The sequence below is a fragment of the Priestia sp. FSL R5-0597 genome, assembly GCF_038006305.1.
Classification (GTDB): Bacteria; Bacillota; Bacilli; order Bacillales; family Bacillaceae_H; genus Priestia; species Priestia zanthoxyli.
In genome coordinates this window covers 2,364,913-2,382,649 of record NZ_JBBOUZ010000001.1, presented here as the reverse complement: position 1 = coordinate 2,382,649, position 17,737 = coordinate 2,364,913, and the positions used below count along the sequence as shown (strand labels likewise).

17 protein-coding genes are annotated in these 17,737 nt (G+C 36.8%); 3 read left to right on the top strand and 14 right to left on the bottom strand.

Features of this window, described 5'->3' with window-relative positions:
* Positions 1 to 40: 40 nt before the first annotated feature.
* From MKX72_RS12085 to trhO, 5 genes are all read right to left on the bottom strand, one after another.
* Positions 41 to 847 (bottom strand): DUF817 domain-containing protein, encoded by an 807-nt coding sequence (locus tag MKX72_RS12085; RefSeq protein ID WP_155008109.1) that lies wholly within the window; start codon positions 845 to 847, stop codon positions 41 to 43.
* Positions 848 to 995: 148 nt separating this feature from the next.
* Positions 996 to 2,432: a 4-hydroxyphenylacetate 3-monooxygenase, oxygenase component gene (hpaB, locus tag MKX72_RS12080; RefSeq protein WP_155008110.1), complete on the bottom strand. Its 1,437-nt coding sequence runs from the start codon at positions 2,430 to 2,432 to the stop codon at positions 996 to 998.
* A gap of 142 nt (positions 2,433 to 2,574) precedes the next feature.
* Positions 2,575 to 2,937: a group I truncated hemoglobin gene (locus MKX72_RS12075; RefSeq protein ID WP_025751868.1), complete on the bottom strand. Its 363-nt coding sequence runs from the start codon at positions 2,935 to 2,937 to the stop codon at positions 2,575 to 2,577.
* A 221-nt stretch (positions 2,938 to 3,158) separates the two neighbouring features.
* Positions 3,159 to 4,016: an SMP-30/gluconolactonase/LRE family protein gene (locus tag MKX72_RS12070; protein WP_033579014.1), complete on the bottom strand. Its 858-nt coding sequence runs from the start codon at positions 4,014 to 4,016 to the stop codon at positions 3,159 to 3,161.
* A gap of 202 nt (positions 4,017 to 4,218) precedes the next feature.
* The gene (trhO, locus tag MKX72_RS12065) at positions 4,219 to 5,187 is read right to left on the bottom strand and encodes an oxygen-dependent tRNA uridine(34) hydroxylase TrhO (protein WP_155008111.1); all 969 of its coding nucleotides are present in this window, start codon (positions 5,185 to 5,187) and stop codon (positions 4,219 to 4,221) included.
* Positions 5,188 to 5,521: 334 nt separating this feature from the next.
* Between trhO and MKX72_RS12060 the strand changes: the two genes are divergently transcribed.
* Positions 5,522 to 6,325, top strand: a complete 804-nt coding sequence (locus MKX72_RS12060) for an alpha/beta fold hydrolase (RefSeq protein ID WP_230683506.1) — start codon at positions 5,522 to 5,524, stop codon at positions 6,323 to 6,325.
* Positions 6,326 to 6,490: 165 nt separating this feature from the next.
* On the opposite strand, the gene MKX72_RS12055 is transcribed toward MKX72_RS12060, so the two are convergent.
* From MKX72_RS12055 to MKX72_RS12020, 8 genes are all read right to left on the bottom strand, one after another.
* The gene (locus MKX72_RS12055) at positions 6,491 to 7,360 is read right to left on the bottom strand and encodes a GNAT family N-acetyltransferase (RefSeq protein ID WP_154991325.1); all 870 of its coding nucleotides are present in this window, start codon (positions 7,358 to 7,360) and stop codon (positions 6,491 to 6,493) included.
* 125 nt (positions 7,361 to 7,485) lie between these two features.
* Complete coding sequence (locus MKX72_RS12050) at positions 7,486 to 8,274, bottom strand: MBL fold metallo-hydrolase (RefSeq protein ID WP_049164619.1); 789 nt, start codon at positions 8,272 to 8,274, stop codon at positions 7,486 to 7,488.
* A gap of 184 nt (positions 8,275 to 8,458) precedes the next feature.
* Positions 8,459 to 8,794, bottom strand: a complete 336-nt coding sequence (locus MKX72_RS12045) for an ArsR/SmtB family transcription factor (protein WP_034266233.1) — start codon at positions 8,792 to 8,794, stop codon at positions 8,459 to 8,461.
* On the bottom strand, positions 8,795 to 9,223 hold the full coding sequence (locus MKX72_RS12040; protein ID WP_028413312.1) for an SRPBCC family protein: 429 nt from the start codon (positions 9,221 to 9,223) through the stop codon (positions 8,795 to 8,797).
* Between the two features lie 188 nt (positions 9,224 to 9,411).
* A complete protein-coding gene (locus MKX72_RS12035; RefSeq protein WP_034266230.1) occupies positions 9,412 to 10,431 on the bottom strand; it encodes an STAS domain-containing protein in 1,020 nt (339 codons plus the stop codon).
* Positions 10,432 to 10,631: 200 nt separating this feature from the next.
* Positions 10,632 to 10,796, bottom strand: a complete 165-nt coding sequence (locus tag MKX72_RS12030; RefSeq protein ID WP_165573448.1) for a hypothetical protein — start codon at positions 10,794 to 10,796, stop codon at positions 10,632 to 10,634.
* Between the two features lie 235 nt (positions 10,797 to 11,031).
* Positions 11,032 to 13,698: an MMPL family transporter gene (locus tag MKX72_RS12025; RefSeq protein WP_155008112.1), complete on the bottom strand. Its 2,667-nt coding sequence runs from the start codon at positions 13,696 to 13,698 to the stop codon at positions 11,032 to 11,034.
* Positions 13,695 to 14,156 carry a MarR family winged helix-turn-helix transcriptional regulator gene (locus MKX72_RS12020; protein ID WP_033579007.1) on the bottom strand — a complete coding sequence of 154 codons (462 nt, stop codon included), beginning with the start codon at positions 14,154 to 14,156 and terminating at the stop codon, positions 13,695 to 13,697. The genes MKX72_RS12025 and MKX72_RS12020 overlap by 4 nt, the downstream gene beginning before the upstream one ends.
* Before the next feature lie 255 nt (positions 14,157 to 14,411).
* Here MKX72_RS12020 and MKX72_RS12015 point away from each other — a divergent pair, with 255 nt between their 5' ends.
* A complete protein-coding gene (locus MKX72_RS12015; protein WP_049164609.1) occupies positions 14,412 to 15,620 on the top strand; it encodes an MFS transporter in 1,209 nt (402 codons plus the stop codon).
* A 67-nt stretch (positions 15,621 to 15,687) separates the two neighbouring features.
* On the opposite strand, the gene MKX72_RS12010 is transcribed toward MKX72_RS12015, so the two are convergent.
* Positions 15,688 to 17,088, bottom strand: a complete 1,401-nt coding sequence (locus tag MKX72_RS12010; protein WP_154988771.1) for an amino acid permease — start codon at positions 17,086 to 17,088, stop codon at positions 15,688 to 15,690.
* Positions 17,089 to 17,477: 389 nt separating this feature from the next.
* Between MKX72_RS12010 and MKX72_RS12005 the strand changes: the two genes are divergently transcribed.
* Positions 17,478 to 17,681, top strand: a complete 204-nt coding sequence (locus MKX72_RS12005) for a hypothetical protein (RefSeq protein ID WP_235918749.1) — start codon at positions 17,478 to 17,480, stop codon at positions 17,679 to 17,681.
* Positions 17,682 to 17,737 lie beyond the last annotated feature (56 nt).

The following is a 17,737-nucleotide window of genomic DNA, read 5'->3' as shown; positions in this document are numbered from 1 at the left end:
TACCTTATATTATATTAACAGCATGTACATAGTTATGTTTCTATCTTTCATATAGTTCGTTTGTTTCTTTTGATTTCTTACTTTGTTTAAATTGGCTTTGATTTTCTTTTAAATGCTTTAGTAAAGCAACAATCAAGAAACTAACAATCACAAGAAGAAGCCAAGAGCTAATTTTACTTATATGAACCATTGTCCACTGCTGCTGTTGATCTGGATACTGCCATGCTCCGAAAAATGTTGCGATATTTTCAGCGATCCAAATGAAAAAGCCAATCAGTACAAAAGACAATACTAAAGGCATGCGATATGTACGTTTGTTAACCGTAAAATATACAAAAGTTCGATAAAAAATAAGTAAAGTAAAAAGTTTTAAAAACCAGCGGAAGTCGTAAATAAAATGATGCGTGAAAAAATTAAGGTAAATAGCCATACTTAGTATAATGACAATCCACGTAGAAGGCCAATTCGTAAGCTTTAATTCAAGCCTTCTCCACACTTGGCACATGTAGCTGGCTACACTAGCATACATAAATCCGCTGTACAGGGGAACTCCCCAGACTTTAGTGAAAGCTTTTTCTGGATAGCTCCATGAGCCCATATGAACTTTATAGAGTTCTAACGTTAGTCCAATTAAATGAAATACTGCAATGACTTTTACTTCATCAAGCGTTTCCCGTTTAAACATCACCATTAAAACTTGAGTTCCTAGACAGGCTAATAAAATAAGGTCATATCTAGAAATAAACGGTACTTCAATTATTTTTGTCATAGCCAATGTCAGAAAAATAATAACAGGAAAAACGCAGGATTTTGCTTGTTCTAAACCAAAATAGATTAATTGCTTCATTGTAACATCCTATCTTTATAGTATTCTTTAGTGTGTTCACGGAAATGATTCCCTGAAAATTATTGCAGATTTTTCAAATTTATTCAATAAGCATCTCCGCTGTTTTTGCAACTAAACTATCATATCCAGCGGAGATTCGTTTTCTCCGTTAACTTTTCAAAAAATCGGTTATTCTCTGTACATAGCGCTCTTTATCGTAAGATAAGTACAGATAACTGGTTAACTGTACAGGCTCCCCAAAGAAAAAACGTTCATACAGTGTTTCCCTTGTGCCAAACGGACTCATAGTTAAGTCCCATGCTAGCCGAAAAAGCTTAATTCGATCTTCTGCCTCTCTCGATTTAGCTTGCAAATAACGTGTAATATCTTCTTTAACCAATGAGCGGCACGTATTTTCGGTTGGTATTGCCATTAGTCCGCTTGCACCTAAAAGCTGAATAATCTCTGTAAAGGTAGGATATGTTTTTGAAAATATATTTGCGGCAATACGAAGTGTAGTTTCATTCGGACGCATGTATCCCCATGGATCAATCTCCGCTTCTTCTTCTGCTTTCATTACGAGAGCTTTCATCGTTTCTAGCGCAATAATAAGCTCCGTTGCTTTTTCTCGCACATGCGGATAGTCCGCAATGTTAATGGTTTCAATCAGAGATTGTACAATCCCTAATACAAACTCTGTTTTGACAATTCTCCTTGAAGTTACTTGATGCAGAGCAAAAGCCGAGAAGGAACTAGAGCCAAGGAATGCATTGGATACATCTACATTTTCATAAAAAAACACGCGGTCCCACGGTACTAATACACGTTCAAAGACAACAATGGTATCCATTTCTTCAAATCTAGAACTTAATGGATAATCAAACGTTGAATCTGTTCCTGCAAACGATTCTCTACAAATAAATTTAACTCCTTCTGTATTACTTGGAATTGAAAAAGCAAACCCTTTTTCTTTTCCTTGAATGCCTGCTGAAGACAGTACGAGCAGCTCATCCGTCATGCCACCCTGTGTAGCAAGCAGTTTCGCACCTTGGATAACGATTCCCTCATTGCTTTTATCAACTATTTTTGCTGCTATCGGTTCATCGTTTTGCTCGTAATAAAATTGGATTCGATTGACTTGAGGATCGATGAATGTATGAGTGAGCGATAAATCGTGCTCTCTCACATATTCATAATAAGAAATGATGTTTTCAGGAAAGCAATTTTCTTCTCCTCTCAGGAGTTCTGCAGAGGATGCAAAAGCCATCAATACAGTATTCATATAATCTGGACTTCTCCCCATCATACCGTGAGTTAAGCGAGCCCACTGCTGAGTCATCTCTCGTCTCTTTTTTAACTCTTCTTTTGTTGTAGGCTGTAAATAAGATGTACCAAAAAAATCCTCGGAATCCGGAGATTGGTATGTCATGATATCTTTAATTTTTTTATCATGCTGAAGATCATAAAGTTTAGCTTGACTATTAATGGCTCCTTTAAAAGCCGGATGTTCTGATATATTGCCTGTTACGAGCTTGCCATCAACCCATACATTTGCTTTTAATTGATTGATTCTCTCTACGTATTGCTTCCCATTAATTGCTGACATACTCCCACTCCCAGACTTTCAATAAATATTTTCACCTATTGCATTTTTATCATATTACGATGTCTTTTCCATGTTTCCTTCATACATCACAGCTTTGCGCATAAAAAAAAGAAGGTCACAATAACCTTCTTTTTTTTATGATTTATTTATATTGAATATCATTTCTTAGGGATTCAACTTTGCTTAATGCTTGGTCAATATCAGGCTCTTCAACATTAAAGTGCGCAAGTGCATCGTGAAGATGCTTAGCAATTGCATTAAAATGTTCGGGCTGAATATTCATATTTGCATGCGCTTTGGCCATCGACTTTCCTGAATATTGGTTCGGTCCACCTAAGGCAAAGCTTATAAACTTGGCTTGATGTCGACGTTGTTTATCCATATCCGTGTGCTCGAAAAAATGACTAACTGTTTCGTCTTTTAAAACAAGCTCAGAATAAAAATAGTCTACTACTTTTTCAATCGCTTCTTGTCCGCCCACTTTTTCATACAATGTTTGTTCCAAAACAATTCCTCCTTTTGTACCTTTAACCATTATTACCCAATACAAGTATTCATATTCTTTGAAAGGCTTCTTTATGGGAATTCGTTATCGTCATGTTTTATTCCTCTTCCTCATAATGAATAAAATGTAAAGGGAATGAACGCAGTGCAAAGGAGTTGTAGAAACTGCATTTAATATCTATCGTTACTGGTCTGAATCATTACATTTTGATAAGTGCTGGTCTAATATACGTAAGTATAAGCCGGTACGCCTTTTACTCCTACTCGGCATGAAAAAAGAGAGCCGGCAGCTTCTTCGTATTTTTCTTCTTCCTTAGCTGTGGTGATAAATAAAGTTTGTAAATCGTCTCCTCCAAATGTACAGCAGGTTACATTGGAAACAGGAAGATGAATAGATTCTATAATTTCTCCTTTCTCTGGATCTACACAAATAACTTTCGAACCTCCCCAAAGCGCTACCCACAGTCGGTCGTGCTCATCAATTGTCATTCCATCAGGAAACCCGTCTATATCTGAAAGGTCAATCACCACTTTTTCATCTTCGAGCCTTGTTGTTTCTTTAGAAAATGAATAAGACATAATTTTATTTTTCGGGGAATCAACCAGAAAGAATTTGTCTCCTGTTCGATTCCAAGCTAGCCCGTTTGACACGCTTAATCCTTCTTTAGCACTCTTAATTACACCTTTTTCATCTACTACGTACAGCTGGGCTTTTCCTTCTTCATCTTCTTCACTCATCGTGCCAATCCAAAAGCGATTATATGGATCACATTTCCCGTCATTAAAACGCATGTTTTTTTCAAGAGTATCTAAACGGATATACTCTTCATGATTCTTTTTGTTTTTATCCACTAAAAGCAGCTGATTACGAGTGGAGACGACCAATTTTGAATGATTGGTTGTAGAAACGCTTGTAACAACTGAAGGAAGATCCATATCTTCTAATGTTGTCGTTTTTGGATCGTACGTAAGAAGTTTTTTATCTAAAATGTCTACTAGCACTAATCTTTGATTTTCTTCATCCCATAGAGGTCCTTCCAGTAAACGTCCATCGTACTTTTTTTCAATTTTCGCTTCCATTTTCAAGCTCCTTTGTTGTTTTTATGTACAACCGTTTTTTAATCGCTTTCTAAAAAATATTCCTTTAAGTATGCAAAACAAAAAAACAGGAATATGTTTCCTTTTTATAAATACCCGTTGCATAACCTTCTCTAAACACTAGGTTACAAGAGAATCTTTTCATAAAAAAACAGCACGCTGTATATAGCGTGCTGTTTTTTTATTATAAAGTTACGTGTTCGTTTTCTAACTCTTTAACACGTACTGTAAATTCTTCTTCTGTTAAACCATGTTCTTTTACATAGCGGTTACGGGGACTTACTCGGCATTCATGTGAACAAGCGCGTAAATATTTGTGTTCGTTTTCTTCAGAAGCTAAGATTTTCTTATTGCATTCTGGGTTTGAGCAGTTAACATAACGTTCGCAAGGCTCGCCGGTAAAGTGATCCTTCCCGACAATCACATGCTCTTTTTGGTTAACTGGTACGCTGATGCGCTCATCAAATACATAGCACTGACCATCCCATAGTTCACCTTGTACTTCTGGATCTTTTCCGTATGTTACAATACCTCCGTGAAGCTGGCTTACATCTTCAAAACCTTCTTCAAGAAGCCATCCAGAGAATTTTTCACAGCGAATACCGCCTGTGCAGTACGTTAAGATTTTTTTATCTTCAAACTGATCTTTGTTGTCGCGAATCCATTCAGGAAGCTCACGGAAGTTTTGAATATCCGGACGAACAGCTCCTCGGAAGTGGCCTAGATCGTATTCATAATCGTTTCGTGCATCGATTACGACCGTATTTTCATCTTGCATCGCTTGATAAAATTCTTTTGGGCTTAAGTAATTACCCGTTACGCGAAGAGGATTCACATCTTCTTCTAATCGAAGAGTTACTAATTCTTTGCGGTGACGCACGTGCATTTTTTTGAACGCATGTTCATCTGCTTCGTCTATTTTAAATACAATACCTTCAAAACGAGGATCATTTTTCATCGTTTCCATGTATTTATCTGTTTGTTCAACTGTTCCTGATACTGTTCCATTGATCCCTTCAGCCGCAATTAAAATGCGTCCTTTTAGTTCAAGCTCTTTACAAAATGCCAAGTGCTGAGCTGTGAACTCTTCAGGATTTTCAATTGGAGTGTACAAATAATATAGTAGTACTTGATATGGTTTTCTTTCAGTCATGTTGCTTCTTCCACCTATCTGTTTATATTTGCAAGATATAATGCATGTAGGTCGGTTATTGTGAACCGAATTGATGGTAACAATTCATTACTTAAAGGTACATTACGACAAAAACAACATCCTTTTTATGAGGATGCTTCTATCTAAAAAGTATTACAGTGAATGATTGTTTCAAAAACATACAGTATTTAAGCCTGTAATAGTATAACATATCAAGGCGAACACTTCTAGGATTTGTTTTTTTATGAACATTTTCTTGCGGAGATACGTTCTACCTGAGCTTTTCTGCGCATACATGATGAGATATGAACCTTTGAGATTGGAGGCGGAAATGATGCCTTTTTATACATTAAAAGACGGTGCAACTTTATACTATGAACAACAAGGGGAAGGAACACCTATTATTTTCATTCACGGAGTTTGGATGAGCAGTCGTTTTTTTCACAACCAGCTTTCTTTTTTTTCGAAACAGTATCAAACTATTCTTTTGGATTTAAGAGGACATGGAAATTCAAGTCATACTCCATATGGTCACACAATTTCCACTTATGCTCGCGATGTGCATGAGTTTATAAATAATAATCGATTAAAAGACGTCATATTAGTAGGCTGGTCGATGGGTGCTTTTGTTGTGTGGGAATATTTGAAACAATTTGGTGAAGAAAATGTAAAAGGGAATATTATTGTAGATGAAATGGCTTCAGACTTTAAATGGTCAGACTTTCCAATCGGTGCATTTGATTTACCTGCCCTTATTTCGCTTATGCAAGGTATTCAGCTTGATCGAACAAGTACATTAGAAAGTTTTATTCCGCTTATGTTTAAGGATGAATTAACTGAAAAAGATAAACATTGGATTATGAAAGAAGTAACGAAAATGCCCGAGTCGATAGCTAGTGCTATTTTGTTTGATCAATCCATTGTGGACTATCGAGAATTCCTCCCGTTTATTACAATTCCTACTTTACTGTGCTTTGGAAAAGAAGAAAAACTCATTCCTGTAGCGGCTGGAAGGCATATTCAAAAGCTGGTTTCAGGTTCTGTACTTGAAGTTTTTGAGAACAGCTGCCACTGCCCTTTTCTCGAAGAAAGCGATCGGTTTAACAAAGTTGTGAGTGATTTTATCGAGCGTATCTAATTTACAACAAAAAAAGAATTGCCTTGTTTCTAACGGATTCGGTTGATAGAAAGAAGCGTAAGTTAGAACTACAAATCAGCAATATAAATGGTAAGTAAAAGCGCTCGAAAAAAATCCGAGCGCTTTTACACTTAATGTTCTCCGCCCTCATTGAACTTAACTCTTTTACAGTTTGAGGCGATAACTTATAAGAATATCTTTTGGTTCAAAACCAACTTTCATATATACTCGATTTGCTTGACTATTTGCTCTATCAACGGTTAGTTTAATTTCATTAATTTGTGGAAATGAAAACATCTCTGTTAAAACTTCCTTTAACAACCTCGTTCCTAGACCTTGACTCTGAGCATTCTTTGAAACACCGATATACTCCAATGAAGCCTCTCGCATTTCAGTATCGACTTCAAAGTACGCATAGCCTTGCAACTCATTAGAAATATTTTTAAGTATCTTTAACATATTTCTATCGTTAAGTCTCTCAATAATTGTTTTTCCATCATAATAAGTATTTTGAAACATTGCGTTATGCAGCATTTCAAATGCTTGAAAATCACTATGTTTAAATGGCTCGCTTTTCATTTCAATAACTTTATCAAAATTTTGTTCTTTAATTTCTAAGATCAAGTGTTCACCAGTCTTTTTTGCTTTTATTTCATTCATAAATACTTGTTGCAGCTCATTTTCTTCATTGATAAAAAAATGAAATTTTTGAATCAAAGGATTTTCATTAACTAACTGTTTCCATAATTGAGATTGCAAATAAATAGAAGATGTTTTATTAAAAGGTCCCCACACTTCTGCTACCGTTTCTTCGATATCAAATCCAATAGCCGCTAAAATTTCTCCTGTCCTATTTCTAGCGATTAAAAATTTAATATCACCCTCGTCACTAATAAAAGCTTCTTTTAATGTCTGGTAGATTTCTTCTTCTTTTTCACCACAATAACCAATATGTGATGTTTTCTGACTATTTGTTTCTGATAGAAATCGAGATAATTCACCGAGGTTATTTGGTTTTTCTATAATAGCATCCATAACACTATCCCCTTCTTTAACTCCAATTTAGTGTCGTGTTCGTTCCTACTTCAAGCTATCCCTGCGTATTAACCTCTTTTATCTCCCTATTTTGAAATTATTATTCTATAAGATATTAGTTAACCTCAATACAAATAAGGTAATGAAATCTCGCGTCCGTCATAGGCAAAGCTTACGTTTTTATCTAAAAGCATTTCAGCGTGCTTTGGGATATCAATATCGTGTGATAAATGAGTAAACACCATGTTTTTTGCCTGTAGCTTCGCTTTAATCTCCATTGCCTCTGTCACATCATATACGGATCTTTTTTCTTTTTGAAGATATTCTTTCCAGAAAGATGTACCGAATATCAGTAAATCTAAGTGGTAAAAAGGCTTCCACTGTTCATTTGTCACATTAAAAGAATCGGATACATACGCCCAGCGTTCGCCTTGTTTTTGATGAACCACAATGCCGTAGGAATAACCGTTAAATCCGTGATTTACTTTATGAAACGTAATGGCCGTTTCTCCGCTTTCCCACTTTAACGTGCCATTAAAGGTAAGCCCTTTTCTTTTTGCGAGATAAGGAAATCTTTCAGTTAACTCGCTGATGACTTCAGGGGCTCCTACGACTTCTGTACTTACATTATTCCAGTAGCATAAGTCGGCTAAATCCCCTAAACCAGCAACATGATCATTGTGAGGATGAGTAATAAACACGGTAGAAGGGATTTTTTTGTTATTGTATAAATGAAATTGATGTTTAAAATCAGGTGATACATCAATCAAACACACATTACCGTCCAGTGTGAACTGTGCACTAGGTCTTGTGCGCTGATTTAATGGATCTTTTTGCGCGCATACTTTACAGTCACATAATAATCGAGGCACTCCTTGAGCATCGCTCGTCCCATAAAATAAAAGCTTGTTCATTGCTCTGTTTCCCCCTTTTTTTCTTCTAAAGGTCTATCTTTTTATTTTAAGAAATGCCCTATGGTGTTCTGCATCTTTCTTTTATTTGTCCTTCTAGAATAAAACCAGCTTTTATGTAAAACAGCCAGTCTTTTTAACGACTGGCTTTGCTATATTCCTTATAAAAAACGTTTTTATGCTTTTTCTATTGCTTTCTTTCTTCGTCTCTTTCAACAATATGCTGAAGAATAGATAATTTGTTTGTCCAAAATTGTTCGTAGTAAGAAAGCCAATCTTTTATCTCTTTCAAAGGCTCTGGCTGAAGATGATACACTTTTTCTCTGCCTTTTTTTTGTCCATGGACTAGGTCTGCTTCTGAAAGTATATGAAGATGCTTGACAACAGCGGTACGACTTATTGAAAAATGGGACGTTATTTCTGAAATAGGCAATTCTTTTTCAGAAAGCAGCTCAAGTACTTTTCTTCGAGTAGGATCAGCAATGGCTTGAAAGATATCATGCTTGGCAGCTGATGAAGTCATTTAGTTTTCAACAACCTTTCGAAGTTTTTCATTCACGAGACTAGTCCACCCGTAGCTCATTCTATCTCGTACCACTGAACTCTTTTCGTTTGCTTTTTCAAGAAGTGTTTCAGCTTCTTTCCAGCCGCTATGAATAAGCGTAAATTCAGTTTGATTACCCATTTCTTTTAAGGTAAACGAAACGACCCATCCATCCGTATCCCAAGAGAAAGAAAGATAGTTTGGTGCATCTATTTCTAATACTTTACACGGAGATGGTCCAAAAGGCGATTGCAAATGAAATTCATATCCTACCAGAGGCTGAAAATCATTAGGCATGAACCATTGTTGGAGCCCTTCTGCGGTTGCTACTTTATCCCAAACTTTTTGAATCGGCGCGTTAAATATTATCGTCTGTTTTACATCTTCTACTACACTTTTATCATTCATCGTTGTCTTCATTCTCCTTTTCCAAAAATAACACCAAAAGGTTTTATATAAAAATAATATAACACCTTTTGGTTTCATGTCAATTCTTCTTTCGAAAAATGAAATCCTTCAATACATCTCCGTTCTTTGATAAAGAAATTTGTTATAATGTTGAATGAGTGCATTTTGTTATATTTCAAATATATCTTTTAAACGATGCTTCGTCCGCTTTGTGCCAATGCATAGTGAATACCGTGCTGCAATGTTTGAAAACAATCATATTTTGATAAATCAATATGAGTCTTTGATATAACTAAGCCTAAGTCAGCAGAAATTCCTACTAAAATTGTTTTCGTACCAATCAGGGACGCTGCTGCACCTAATTTTTCAATAAGACTTGCCGTATATTCAGTAAGTTCTTTATCCAATCCGGTTAAATCCAGCACAAGATAATTAGCCTGATGTTTTGGGAGGTTATTTAATGTATTGACAATCAAATCTTCCGTTCGATCCTCGTCGTACTTGCCAATCAAAGGAACGACGACTATGCCTTCCAAAACCGGAATAATAGGAGAAGAAAGCTTTTTAATAAGATCTTTTAACTCTGCCGTTTTTTCTGCTACAATGTTTTGCAAATGTTCTATTTTCTGCGCTTCTTTTCTTCTCGCTAATTGATGAATATTTTGAGTGATATCAATGTTGGAAGGGAAGTATTCTACTGTGGTGCATTCATGCCCTTCTATTTGATGTTGAATCACCTTGTACCAAATGTTTGTTCCGAATAGTCCTGTGAAAATCCCTGCGTAATGGGCCGGAAGAAAATTTCCTCCCTTTGTTTTCTTTTGGGCCACGTTAATTTTATGTTCCCAACTGTCTTTTAATTCAGCAGATAGAGTTTTACTTTCAGGATCTAAATATTTTATAGTAGTTTTTCCCCATCCAGCCGAAGCGTATGTATTTGTAATTAACTCAGCCGCTTCAAAAACCGTTACGCCCTTCATGTTTTGAAAGTACTCTCCTACTACTAATCCTTGTCGAAAACCAGTAGTTTCCAGTACTACCGAAGCTGCCTCTTCTCCAGATATTTCTTCGATTGTGTCAAACAATGTTTTCATCGCCGAAGAAATCCAAAAAAGAATCGCATCTTCTCCTTCAAAGCTAAATTTTCCTTTTTCTAAATCCCAAGCAAAACTAAGACCACCTATATCAATATTCTTTTTTTCACCCATGCCGGAATCTCCTTTTTATATAGTCTCTCTACTATAGTGGTTTTTACGTAAAAGTGAGTATGAATTACCTTGGATGCTGCTTTTTTTAATCTTATCATTATTAGCTCTAAAGGAACAATTCTTTTCAACCTACTGAGCTTGTAATAGTGGTGAAATAAAAAAAGCTTCTATTTTATGAAGAAGCTTTTCGGCTGAATTATTTAGTTTTCCTCATTCCCCTGACAGCTCGGACATTCATAAACGTGCACAAAATAAAGCCCAACATGGTGAAAACGTTTTCCTAAGCAGTCTGGACATGTGCCTGCTTCACGCATTTGTTCGCGTCGTTTTTCTCGCTGATTAGCTAAAAGATTTACAAATTTCATTAAAAAGACCTCCGCATGTTTTTGACTATAGGTTTTCCTAGTAGGAAGTCTTTTATTCGACCCGGTATATTTATCACAGCGCCTGCTTAAGTTTACTTTTAATCATGCTCAAGTTTTCCAATAGCACAAAAAAGGATAGATAAAGCAGTCTCATGACGCTCATCTACCCTTCATTTTTATCCTATCTAATGCTTAACGTTATATCTGATTGTTGATAAAATCCAGCATATATAAGTTATTCTTCTACTTTGTATTTTTCTTTTTTTCGAAGAAACGGCCACCAGTTTCCTTCTCCAAGCGTCACGACAATCGCTGGCATAAGAAGTGGAAGAATAACAAGGCCATAAAGTAAAAGACCGATGATAACAACCGTTGCTACATGAACAAGCGTTAATACACCTGATGGCATCATAGCCCCAAACGTTCCGGCTAGGATAATAGCGGCAGTAATAATAACCGACCCCATCTTACTCATAGACGTAACCATGCCTTCTGCTACGCCGCTTTTCACTTCTTCGTTAAAACGGTCTAACAAGAAAATAGAATAGTCAATTCCAAGAGCAACTAAAATAACAAAACTAAAGAATGGCACGGCCCAGCTGATTCCGTCATTCCCCATTATATCCACGAATAGAAGCTCTGAGATTCCCATTGCTGTATAATACGTAAGCAACAGTGAAGCAATCATGTATACAGGCATGATCATTGAACGGAATAAAATGGTCAAAACAATAAACAATCCAATCATCATAATAACCATTGTGCGTGAAAGATCCGTTGTAGATAAATCTTTTAAATCCGCATTTGAGCTCGATACCCCTCCATACACAATTTCTGTATGCTCAAACGGCGTATCAACGACTTCGCTTGCCACCGCTTTTTCAATATTTTTTACGGTTGAAATGGCTTCCTCAGAATATGGATTTTGATCGAGCACTACGCTGAGCTTAACTCCTTTTCCATCTGCAAAAGAATAGTTGTCGATGGATTGTTTAAACCCTTTATCTTTCATCACTTCTGCTGGAAGATAAATACCCGTATCTCTAACTGTTGAGCTGTCACTCATGTTATCAAGCATACCTGTTGCTTTTGTTAAGCCATCTGAGATTTTCGTTAGCCCATCATTTGCACTGTCAACACCTTCTGCTAATTGATTGATACTGTCTGATAGGGTTCCGACTTGGCCTTGCTGAGCTGAAAGATTCTCATTTGCTTGTTGAAGACCGGTTTGAATGGTAGTAAGCTGTTTGCTGAGTGCTGCAAGCTGAGGAACCGCTTGCTGCACATTTCCTGTTGTAGAGAGCTGAGTGCTGACAAGCTGCAGCTGTTGATTAACTTGAGCTAATCCGTCTGCGGCAGGTGCAAGTGACCCGCCAGATTCTTTAGAAGCAGAACCCGTTTGGTCAGCTATTTGATTTAGCCCTTTTTCAATATCACTTAATCCTTTTTGTACATCTCCGATTCCTTTAACAGCATCTTTGATTCCGTCTGATACAGAGCCCAGCTGTGAATTAACATATAAATCATCAATCTTTTCTCCGGTAGGCTGTGTGATTGTCATAACAGAATCCACGTGATCCACTTTTTCAATTGCTTTGCTTATATTTCCTAAATACGGAATAACATCCGCCTTTGTTAACTCTTTATCTCCTTTAATAATAACATTGACAGGAAATGCTTTTCCTTCTCCCAGTGCGTCACTGATAGCATTTAGTCCTTTTATAGATTTATAATCACTGCTTATTTCAGCAGTAGAATCAAACGATACTTTTGAGTCATACGTTACAATAAAAGGCACGGTAATAATCGCTGTAATGACTAAAAATACGAACGGTCGCGCTACTGCCTTTCTTCCTAAAAACCCCCACAGCTTATTATCGCTATGAGAAGCCACTTTTTTAGACGGCCAAAATAATTTTTCTCCAAGCGTAACCATAAAAAGTGGCAGCAAGGTAAATAAAATCACTAGCAGCACACCAACTCCCACTGCTACGCCAACGGCCGATTGGAAAATAGCAAACTTGGCAAATCCGATGGCTGCAAAACCAATAAATACGGCAATTCCGCTGATGAATAACGTTCTTCCTGCTGTACGGTAAGCCGTGATCGTGGCTTCTACTTTATCATGTCCGTTAGCCAATTCTTCACGGAAACGGTTAAGTAAAAGAATGCAGTAATCCGTACCTATTCCAAACAAAATAGCTACTAAGAACGTTTGCGTGAACGTTGAGATTGGAAAATCGACATTTTTAACTAAAATACCTAGTAACGATTGACTGATTAAGTATGTGATTCCCACAATTAAAATAGGAATAAACGGCGTCACGACTGAACGGAAAACGAGTAGAAGCAAACCTACAATCAAGAAGATAGTAATAAACTCGGTTTTCTTTAACCCTTCTTCTGAACTGTGTGCAAAATCCTGATTAATAAGAGATGCACCTGTTACATATGCCGTAACGTCTTTTGGCACGCTGTCATAAATCTGATTCGCTATTTTTTCAACTTTTTCATCCGATCCACTGACAGTAACCGGAACTAAAACGGTTTTTTTATCTTTAGACATTAATTGGTTACGAACATCTTGATCATCTGTTAAAGGCGTTGTAACATCTTTTACACCTTTAATTTTCTCTGTCTTATCAATGATTTTCTGTATTTGTTTCTCACTATCTTTATCTAATGCGTTATCTAGCTTGATCACCATGCTGATGGTGTTACTGTCTTCCCCGGCATTTTTGAGAATTTGGCTGGCCCTAGATGAAACGGCATCATCAGGAAGCTGAGACTGTCCTTTTTCACTTGCGAGCTTTGTTAAATTGGGTGCCGTTAGCATCAATATGACCGTTAAAGCTAAAATAAAGGCCGCAATCACCCATTTAAATTTCACAATAAATTTCATTTTTTGCTTTCCCCTTTTATAGTTAACTTTTCTTTTGCCATTGTAAGAATTTCAATAAATGTATCTATTTTTTCTTCTTCTACATCATCAAACAAATTCTCAATGATACTAAAACACGCGGCATTTCCGTCATGTATTACCTTTTCTCCTTCAGCCGTAATCTTAATAAGCTTAGAACGTTTATCGCTCTCTAGTTCATTAGTGTCCCACTCCACAAGCCCTTTTTCGAGCAGTTTTTTAATTCGATTCGAAATGGCACTTTTATGAACACCTTGCAAGACAGCGAGACTGCCAGGTGAAGATGGACCTTTAATCATTAAACTATTTAACAAATCAAACTGCTGCCTTGAGACATGTTCGAAGAGGTTATGGCTCAGCTCTCTGTGAATGACTTCTGTTCCTACAAACAGCACTTCTTCAAAAAGTTCTACAGCTTGATATAGCTTGCTTTTCGTCACTTCTTTCCCTCCTTTGCTCATTTAGTTTATAGGTATAAACTATTCAACTTTAAAAATAGTTTATAGGACTAAACTTTATTCTGTCAATAAATTTATGTCTGACTGTCTTCATATATGATAAAGATAAACGGAATCCCGAAAGATACCGCTTACATCAGCTTTTTTGGTTGTCAAAGCTCAATCACTTAAGTATTATTAGTAATTGACTTCTTTTCAAGGAGATATAAATTTTATACACAGAAAGGGTGATCACACATGAATACAACGCATACTAATGAGCAGGTCAGTAAGAAAGATTCCTTTCCAATTGCTCTTATCTCGTTGACTCTTGGAGCTTTTGCTATTGGAATGACGGAATTCGTTATTATGGGGATACTGCCTAACGTTGCAGAAGACCTTCATGTTAGCATTTCGACTGCTGGTCAGCTAATTACGAGCTATGCTTTAGGAGTAGCGATTGGCGCGCCAATTTTAACCATTTTTACTCATCGACTTCCTCAAAAGCTTCTGCTTTGTTTACTCATGCTTTTATTTATTCTCGGAAATGCGATTGCTATTATTGCACCTAACTATGGAATTTTGATGGGAGCTCGTTTAGTTACGGCGTTATGTCACGGTACTTTCTTTGGAGTAGGCGCTGTTATTGCTTCACGGCTCGTACAACCGCATAAGCGAGCAAGTGCTGTTGCAACGATGATGGCAGGTTTAACCATTGCAAATATCATCGGCGTTCCTGTAGGAACATTTATTGGCCAACACTTAGGTTGGAGAGCTTCGTTTGGGGCTATTACCATTATGGGAATCATTGCATTTATCGGTATTATTCTGTTTATCCCAAAGCTTGGTCAAGAAAAATTAACGGGTCTAAAACAGCAGTTTGCTGCTTTTAGCCAACCAAAACTTCTTGTGATGCTTCTTTTAAGTGCAATAGGGTGCGGTAGCTTATTTACTGTATTTACGTACATTACACCGCTTCTTGAAGACGTTACGGGAGTAAGTGAACACAGCGTTACGTGGATACTTGTATTGTACGGATGCGGCGTTACGCTTGGAAATGTTGTTGGAGGAAAGCTTGCAGATTGGAAGTTAATGCCTTCGGTTGTAGGTATCTTTGCTTTTCTTTGTATTGTGCTGACTATTTTTACGTTTACTGTCAAAAGCCCAGCAGCAGCGATTATCACGCTGTTTTTCTGGGGAGCAGCAGCATTTGCTGTAATGCCTGGTATTCAAGTGAAAATTATGAACTTAGCACAGGAAGCACCTGCTTTAGCTTCTACTTCGAATCACTCATTTGCTAACTTAGGAAATGCTTTTGGCGCCTTTTTCGGAGGCGTAATTATTAACCATATGGGACTTACTTCACTTCCTTGGGTTGGCGCCATTTTTGTAGGAACGGCTTTTGTTATTAGCACTTGTCTGTTTATTGTGGAAACACGCAAAAAACATAGTGAACAATCGTCCTAACTGTCTAACAACTGAACAAAAAGCAAAAAAAGAGCCTTTCTTGGATGAAAGGCTCTTTTTTTTGCTTCTAACTCGCTTTTTTCATTTCTTCACTTGTTAATCGACTGTGTTTACGAGAATAACCTATATACACAAATATACCAAGCACAATCCATATGCTAAAATATAGCCATGTTGTTTTAGGAAGATTAATCATTAAAAATAAACAAGACAATACAGATAAAATTGGTAAAACCGGGACAAACGGCATTGTAAATCCACGTTTTAAAGTTGGGTGCGTTTTGCGTAAGATGATAATGCTGACGCCCACCATACCGAAAGTTAAAAGGGCTCCGATATTTGCTAAATTCGCAAGTTCTTTTAAATCGATAAATCCTGAAATTAACGCTCCGATAATTCCTACTAGCCAAGTGGAGAGAGTCGGAACTCCCGTTTTCTCATTTGTTTTAGCAAATGCTTTTGGTAGCAAGCCGTCGCGGCTCATTGAGAATAAAATTCGTGTTGCTGCATAAATGTAGGCGAAAATAACAGCCATAATTCCAATTACAGCTCCTGCAGCAATAACTCCTGCCACTGCATTTTGTCCTACTGAATGAAGAACATAGGCCATTGCTTCTGGAACATTCAGTTCCTTGTAAGAAACAACCCCTGTCATAACAAGGCATACCGCTACATAAATAATCGTGCAGATCACGAGTGAACTAATAATTCCAATTGGCAAATTGCGCTGCGGGTTCTTTACTTCTTCTGCTGATGTAGATAAAGCATCAAAACCTAAGAAAGCAAAAAATACGGCCGCTCCCCCTGTCACAACCCCTTCAATTCCATAAGGCATAAAAGGAGTCCAATTAGACGGCTTCACATAAAAAGCCCCTACAATAATAAAGAGAAGGATAATAAATAATTTAACAAGTACCATAAAATTATTCACTTTTTTACTTTCTTTAGTTCCCCTTGAAAGCAGCCATGTAATAAGAAGGGTAATACAAATAGCAGGAAGGTTCACCAGGCCTCCATTTGCAGGGATCGTAATCAATTCTTTTGGGAGTGAAAAACCAAAGCCTTCTAAAAAATTATTAAAATAAGAAGACCATCCATTTGCTACTGCTGACATCGTTAATAAATAGACGGAAAGCAATGTCCATCCCATTAAGTGTGCTACCACTTCGCCGATGGTTGCATATGTATAGGTGTAAACGCTCCCAGATACAGGTATAGTTGAAGCAAATTCCGCATAGCACAGCGCTGCAAAACCGCATACAATAGAAGCCAGTATAAAAGAAAAAATAACGGCTGGCCCCGCATCGTTAGCAGCTACTAAGCCTGTTAACACTAAAACCCCCGTTCCTATTACGGCTCCAATACCAAGAAGAGTCAAATCGAATGCCCCTAATGTTTTGACTAGAGATTTGTTTTGACTTTGTTCTAATAATTGCTCGATTGACTTCTTTTTAAATAGTTTTCCCATTGCACTCTCTCCTCTCTGTTGCCACTCATCCATTAAAAAACTTAAAAATGACGTCTTTTCCTATTTGACTACGCGTTTTTACTTCAGATACAGAAGTAATTATATAGAAATAATTACTAACTTGTCTATTAGTATACTAATATCATTATATATATTTCAAGAGTTTTTGTAAGCGATTTCTTAATCTCTCTCTATTTTGGCTTTATCAACTAAATAAAGAAATCATCGTTGTGATTATGTATAATAAGTTTGAATAAAATTAATATTCTAAAAAATAAATCGATTTATTTCCAGATAGTTTTTTTCGGTACCTATCTTCAAATATAAATTCCTGACATAGGGATTATTTACAGAACGATGAATGTTTTACCTTAACGGGTGTTATAATGATGAAAACTGAAGCGTATGAAGGGCGGAGAGAGATGCTTAACTTACTTATTGGCTGTATTTTACTAGCATTAGGAGTGTACTTTATGTTTAAATTTCTTTTTTATTCTCCTTCTAAAAAGAAGCGAGGTCAGCAACCTATGAACAAATTGTCAAATGGAGATTCAGCTCCATCAAATGCAAACGATTCGAATGGGATAAGATAATTTTTTTCACAAAATACCGGCGTTTGTCTAAGGCAAAAGTTATACTGCCGATATAT

Bases quoted from the DNA above. Each gene is read 5' to 3' on its own strand.
- MKX72_RS12070 (WP_033579014.1), bottom strand. From the start codon at position 4,016: ATGGAAGCGAAAATTGAAAAAAAGTACGATGGACGTTTACTGGAAGGA.
- MKX72_RS12025 (WP_155008112.1), bottom strand. From the start codon at position 13,698: ATGAAATTTATTGTGAAATTTAAATGGGTGATTGCGGCCTTTATTTTA.
- MKX72_RS12035 (WP_034266230.1), bottom strand. From the start codon at position 10,431: ATGGGTGAAAAAAAGAATATTGATATAGGTGGTCTTAGTTTTGCTTGG.
- MKX72_RS12005 (WP_235918749.1), top strand. From the start codon at position 17,478: ATGAAAACTGAAGCGTATGAAGGGCGGAGAGAGATGCTTAACTTACTT.
- MKX72_RS12060 (WP_230683506.1), top strand. From the start codon at position 5,522: ATGCCTTTTTATACATTAAAAGACGGTGCAACTTTATACTATGAACAA.
- MKX72_RS12055 (WP_154991325.1), bottom strand. From the start codon at position 7,360: ATGGATGCTATTATAGAAAAACCAAATAACCTCGGTGAATTATCTCGA.
- MKX72_RS12045 (WP_034266233.1), bottom strand. From the start codon at position 8,794: ATGACTTCATCAGCTGCCAAGCATGATATCTTTCAAGCCATTGCTGAT.
- MKX72_RS12010 (WP_154988771.1), bottom strand. From the start codon at position 17,088: ATGGGAAAACTATTTAAAAAGAAGTCAATCGAGCAATTATTAGAACAA.
- MKX72_RS12040 (WP_028413312.1), bottom strand. From the start codon at position 9,223: ATGAATGATAAAAGTGTAGTAGAAGATGTAAAACAGACGATAATATTT.
- MKX72_RS12050 (WP_049164619.1), bottom strand. From the start codon at position 8,274: ATGAACAAGCTTTTATTTTATGGGACGAGCGATGCTCAAGGAGTGCCT.
- MKX72_RS12015 (WP_049164609.1), top strand. From the start codon at position 14,412: ATGAATACAACGCATACTAATGAGCAGGTCAGTAAGAAAGATTCCTTT.
- MKX72_RS12030 (WP_165573448.1), bottom strand. From the start codon at position 10,796: ATGAAATTTGTAAATCTTTTAGCTAATCAGCGAGAAAAACGACGCGAA.
- MKX72_RS12085 (WP_155008109.1), bottom strand. From the start codon at position 847: ATGAAGCAATTAATCTATTTTGGTTTAGAACAAGCAAAATCCTGCGTT.
- trhO (WP_155008111.1), bottom strand. From the start codon at position 5,187: ATGACTGAAAGAAAACCATATCAAGTACTACTATATTATTTGTACACT.
- hpaB (WP_155008110.1), bottom strand. From the start codon at position 2,432: ATGTCAGCAATTAATGGGAAGCAATACGTAGAGAGAATCAATCAATTA.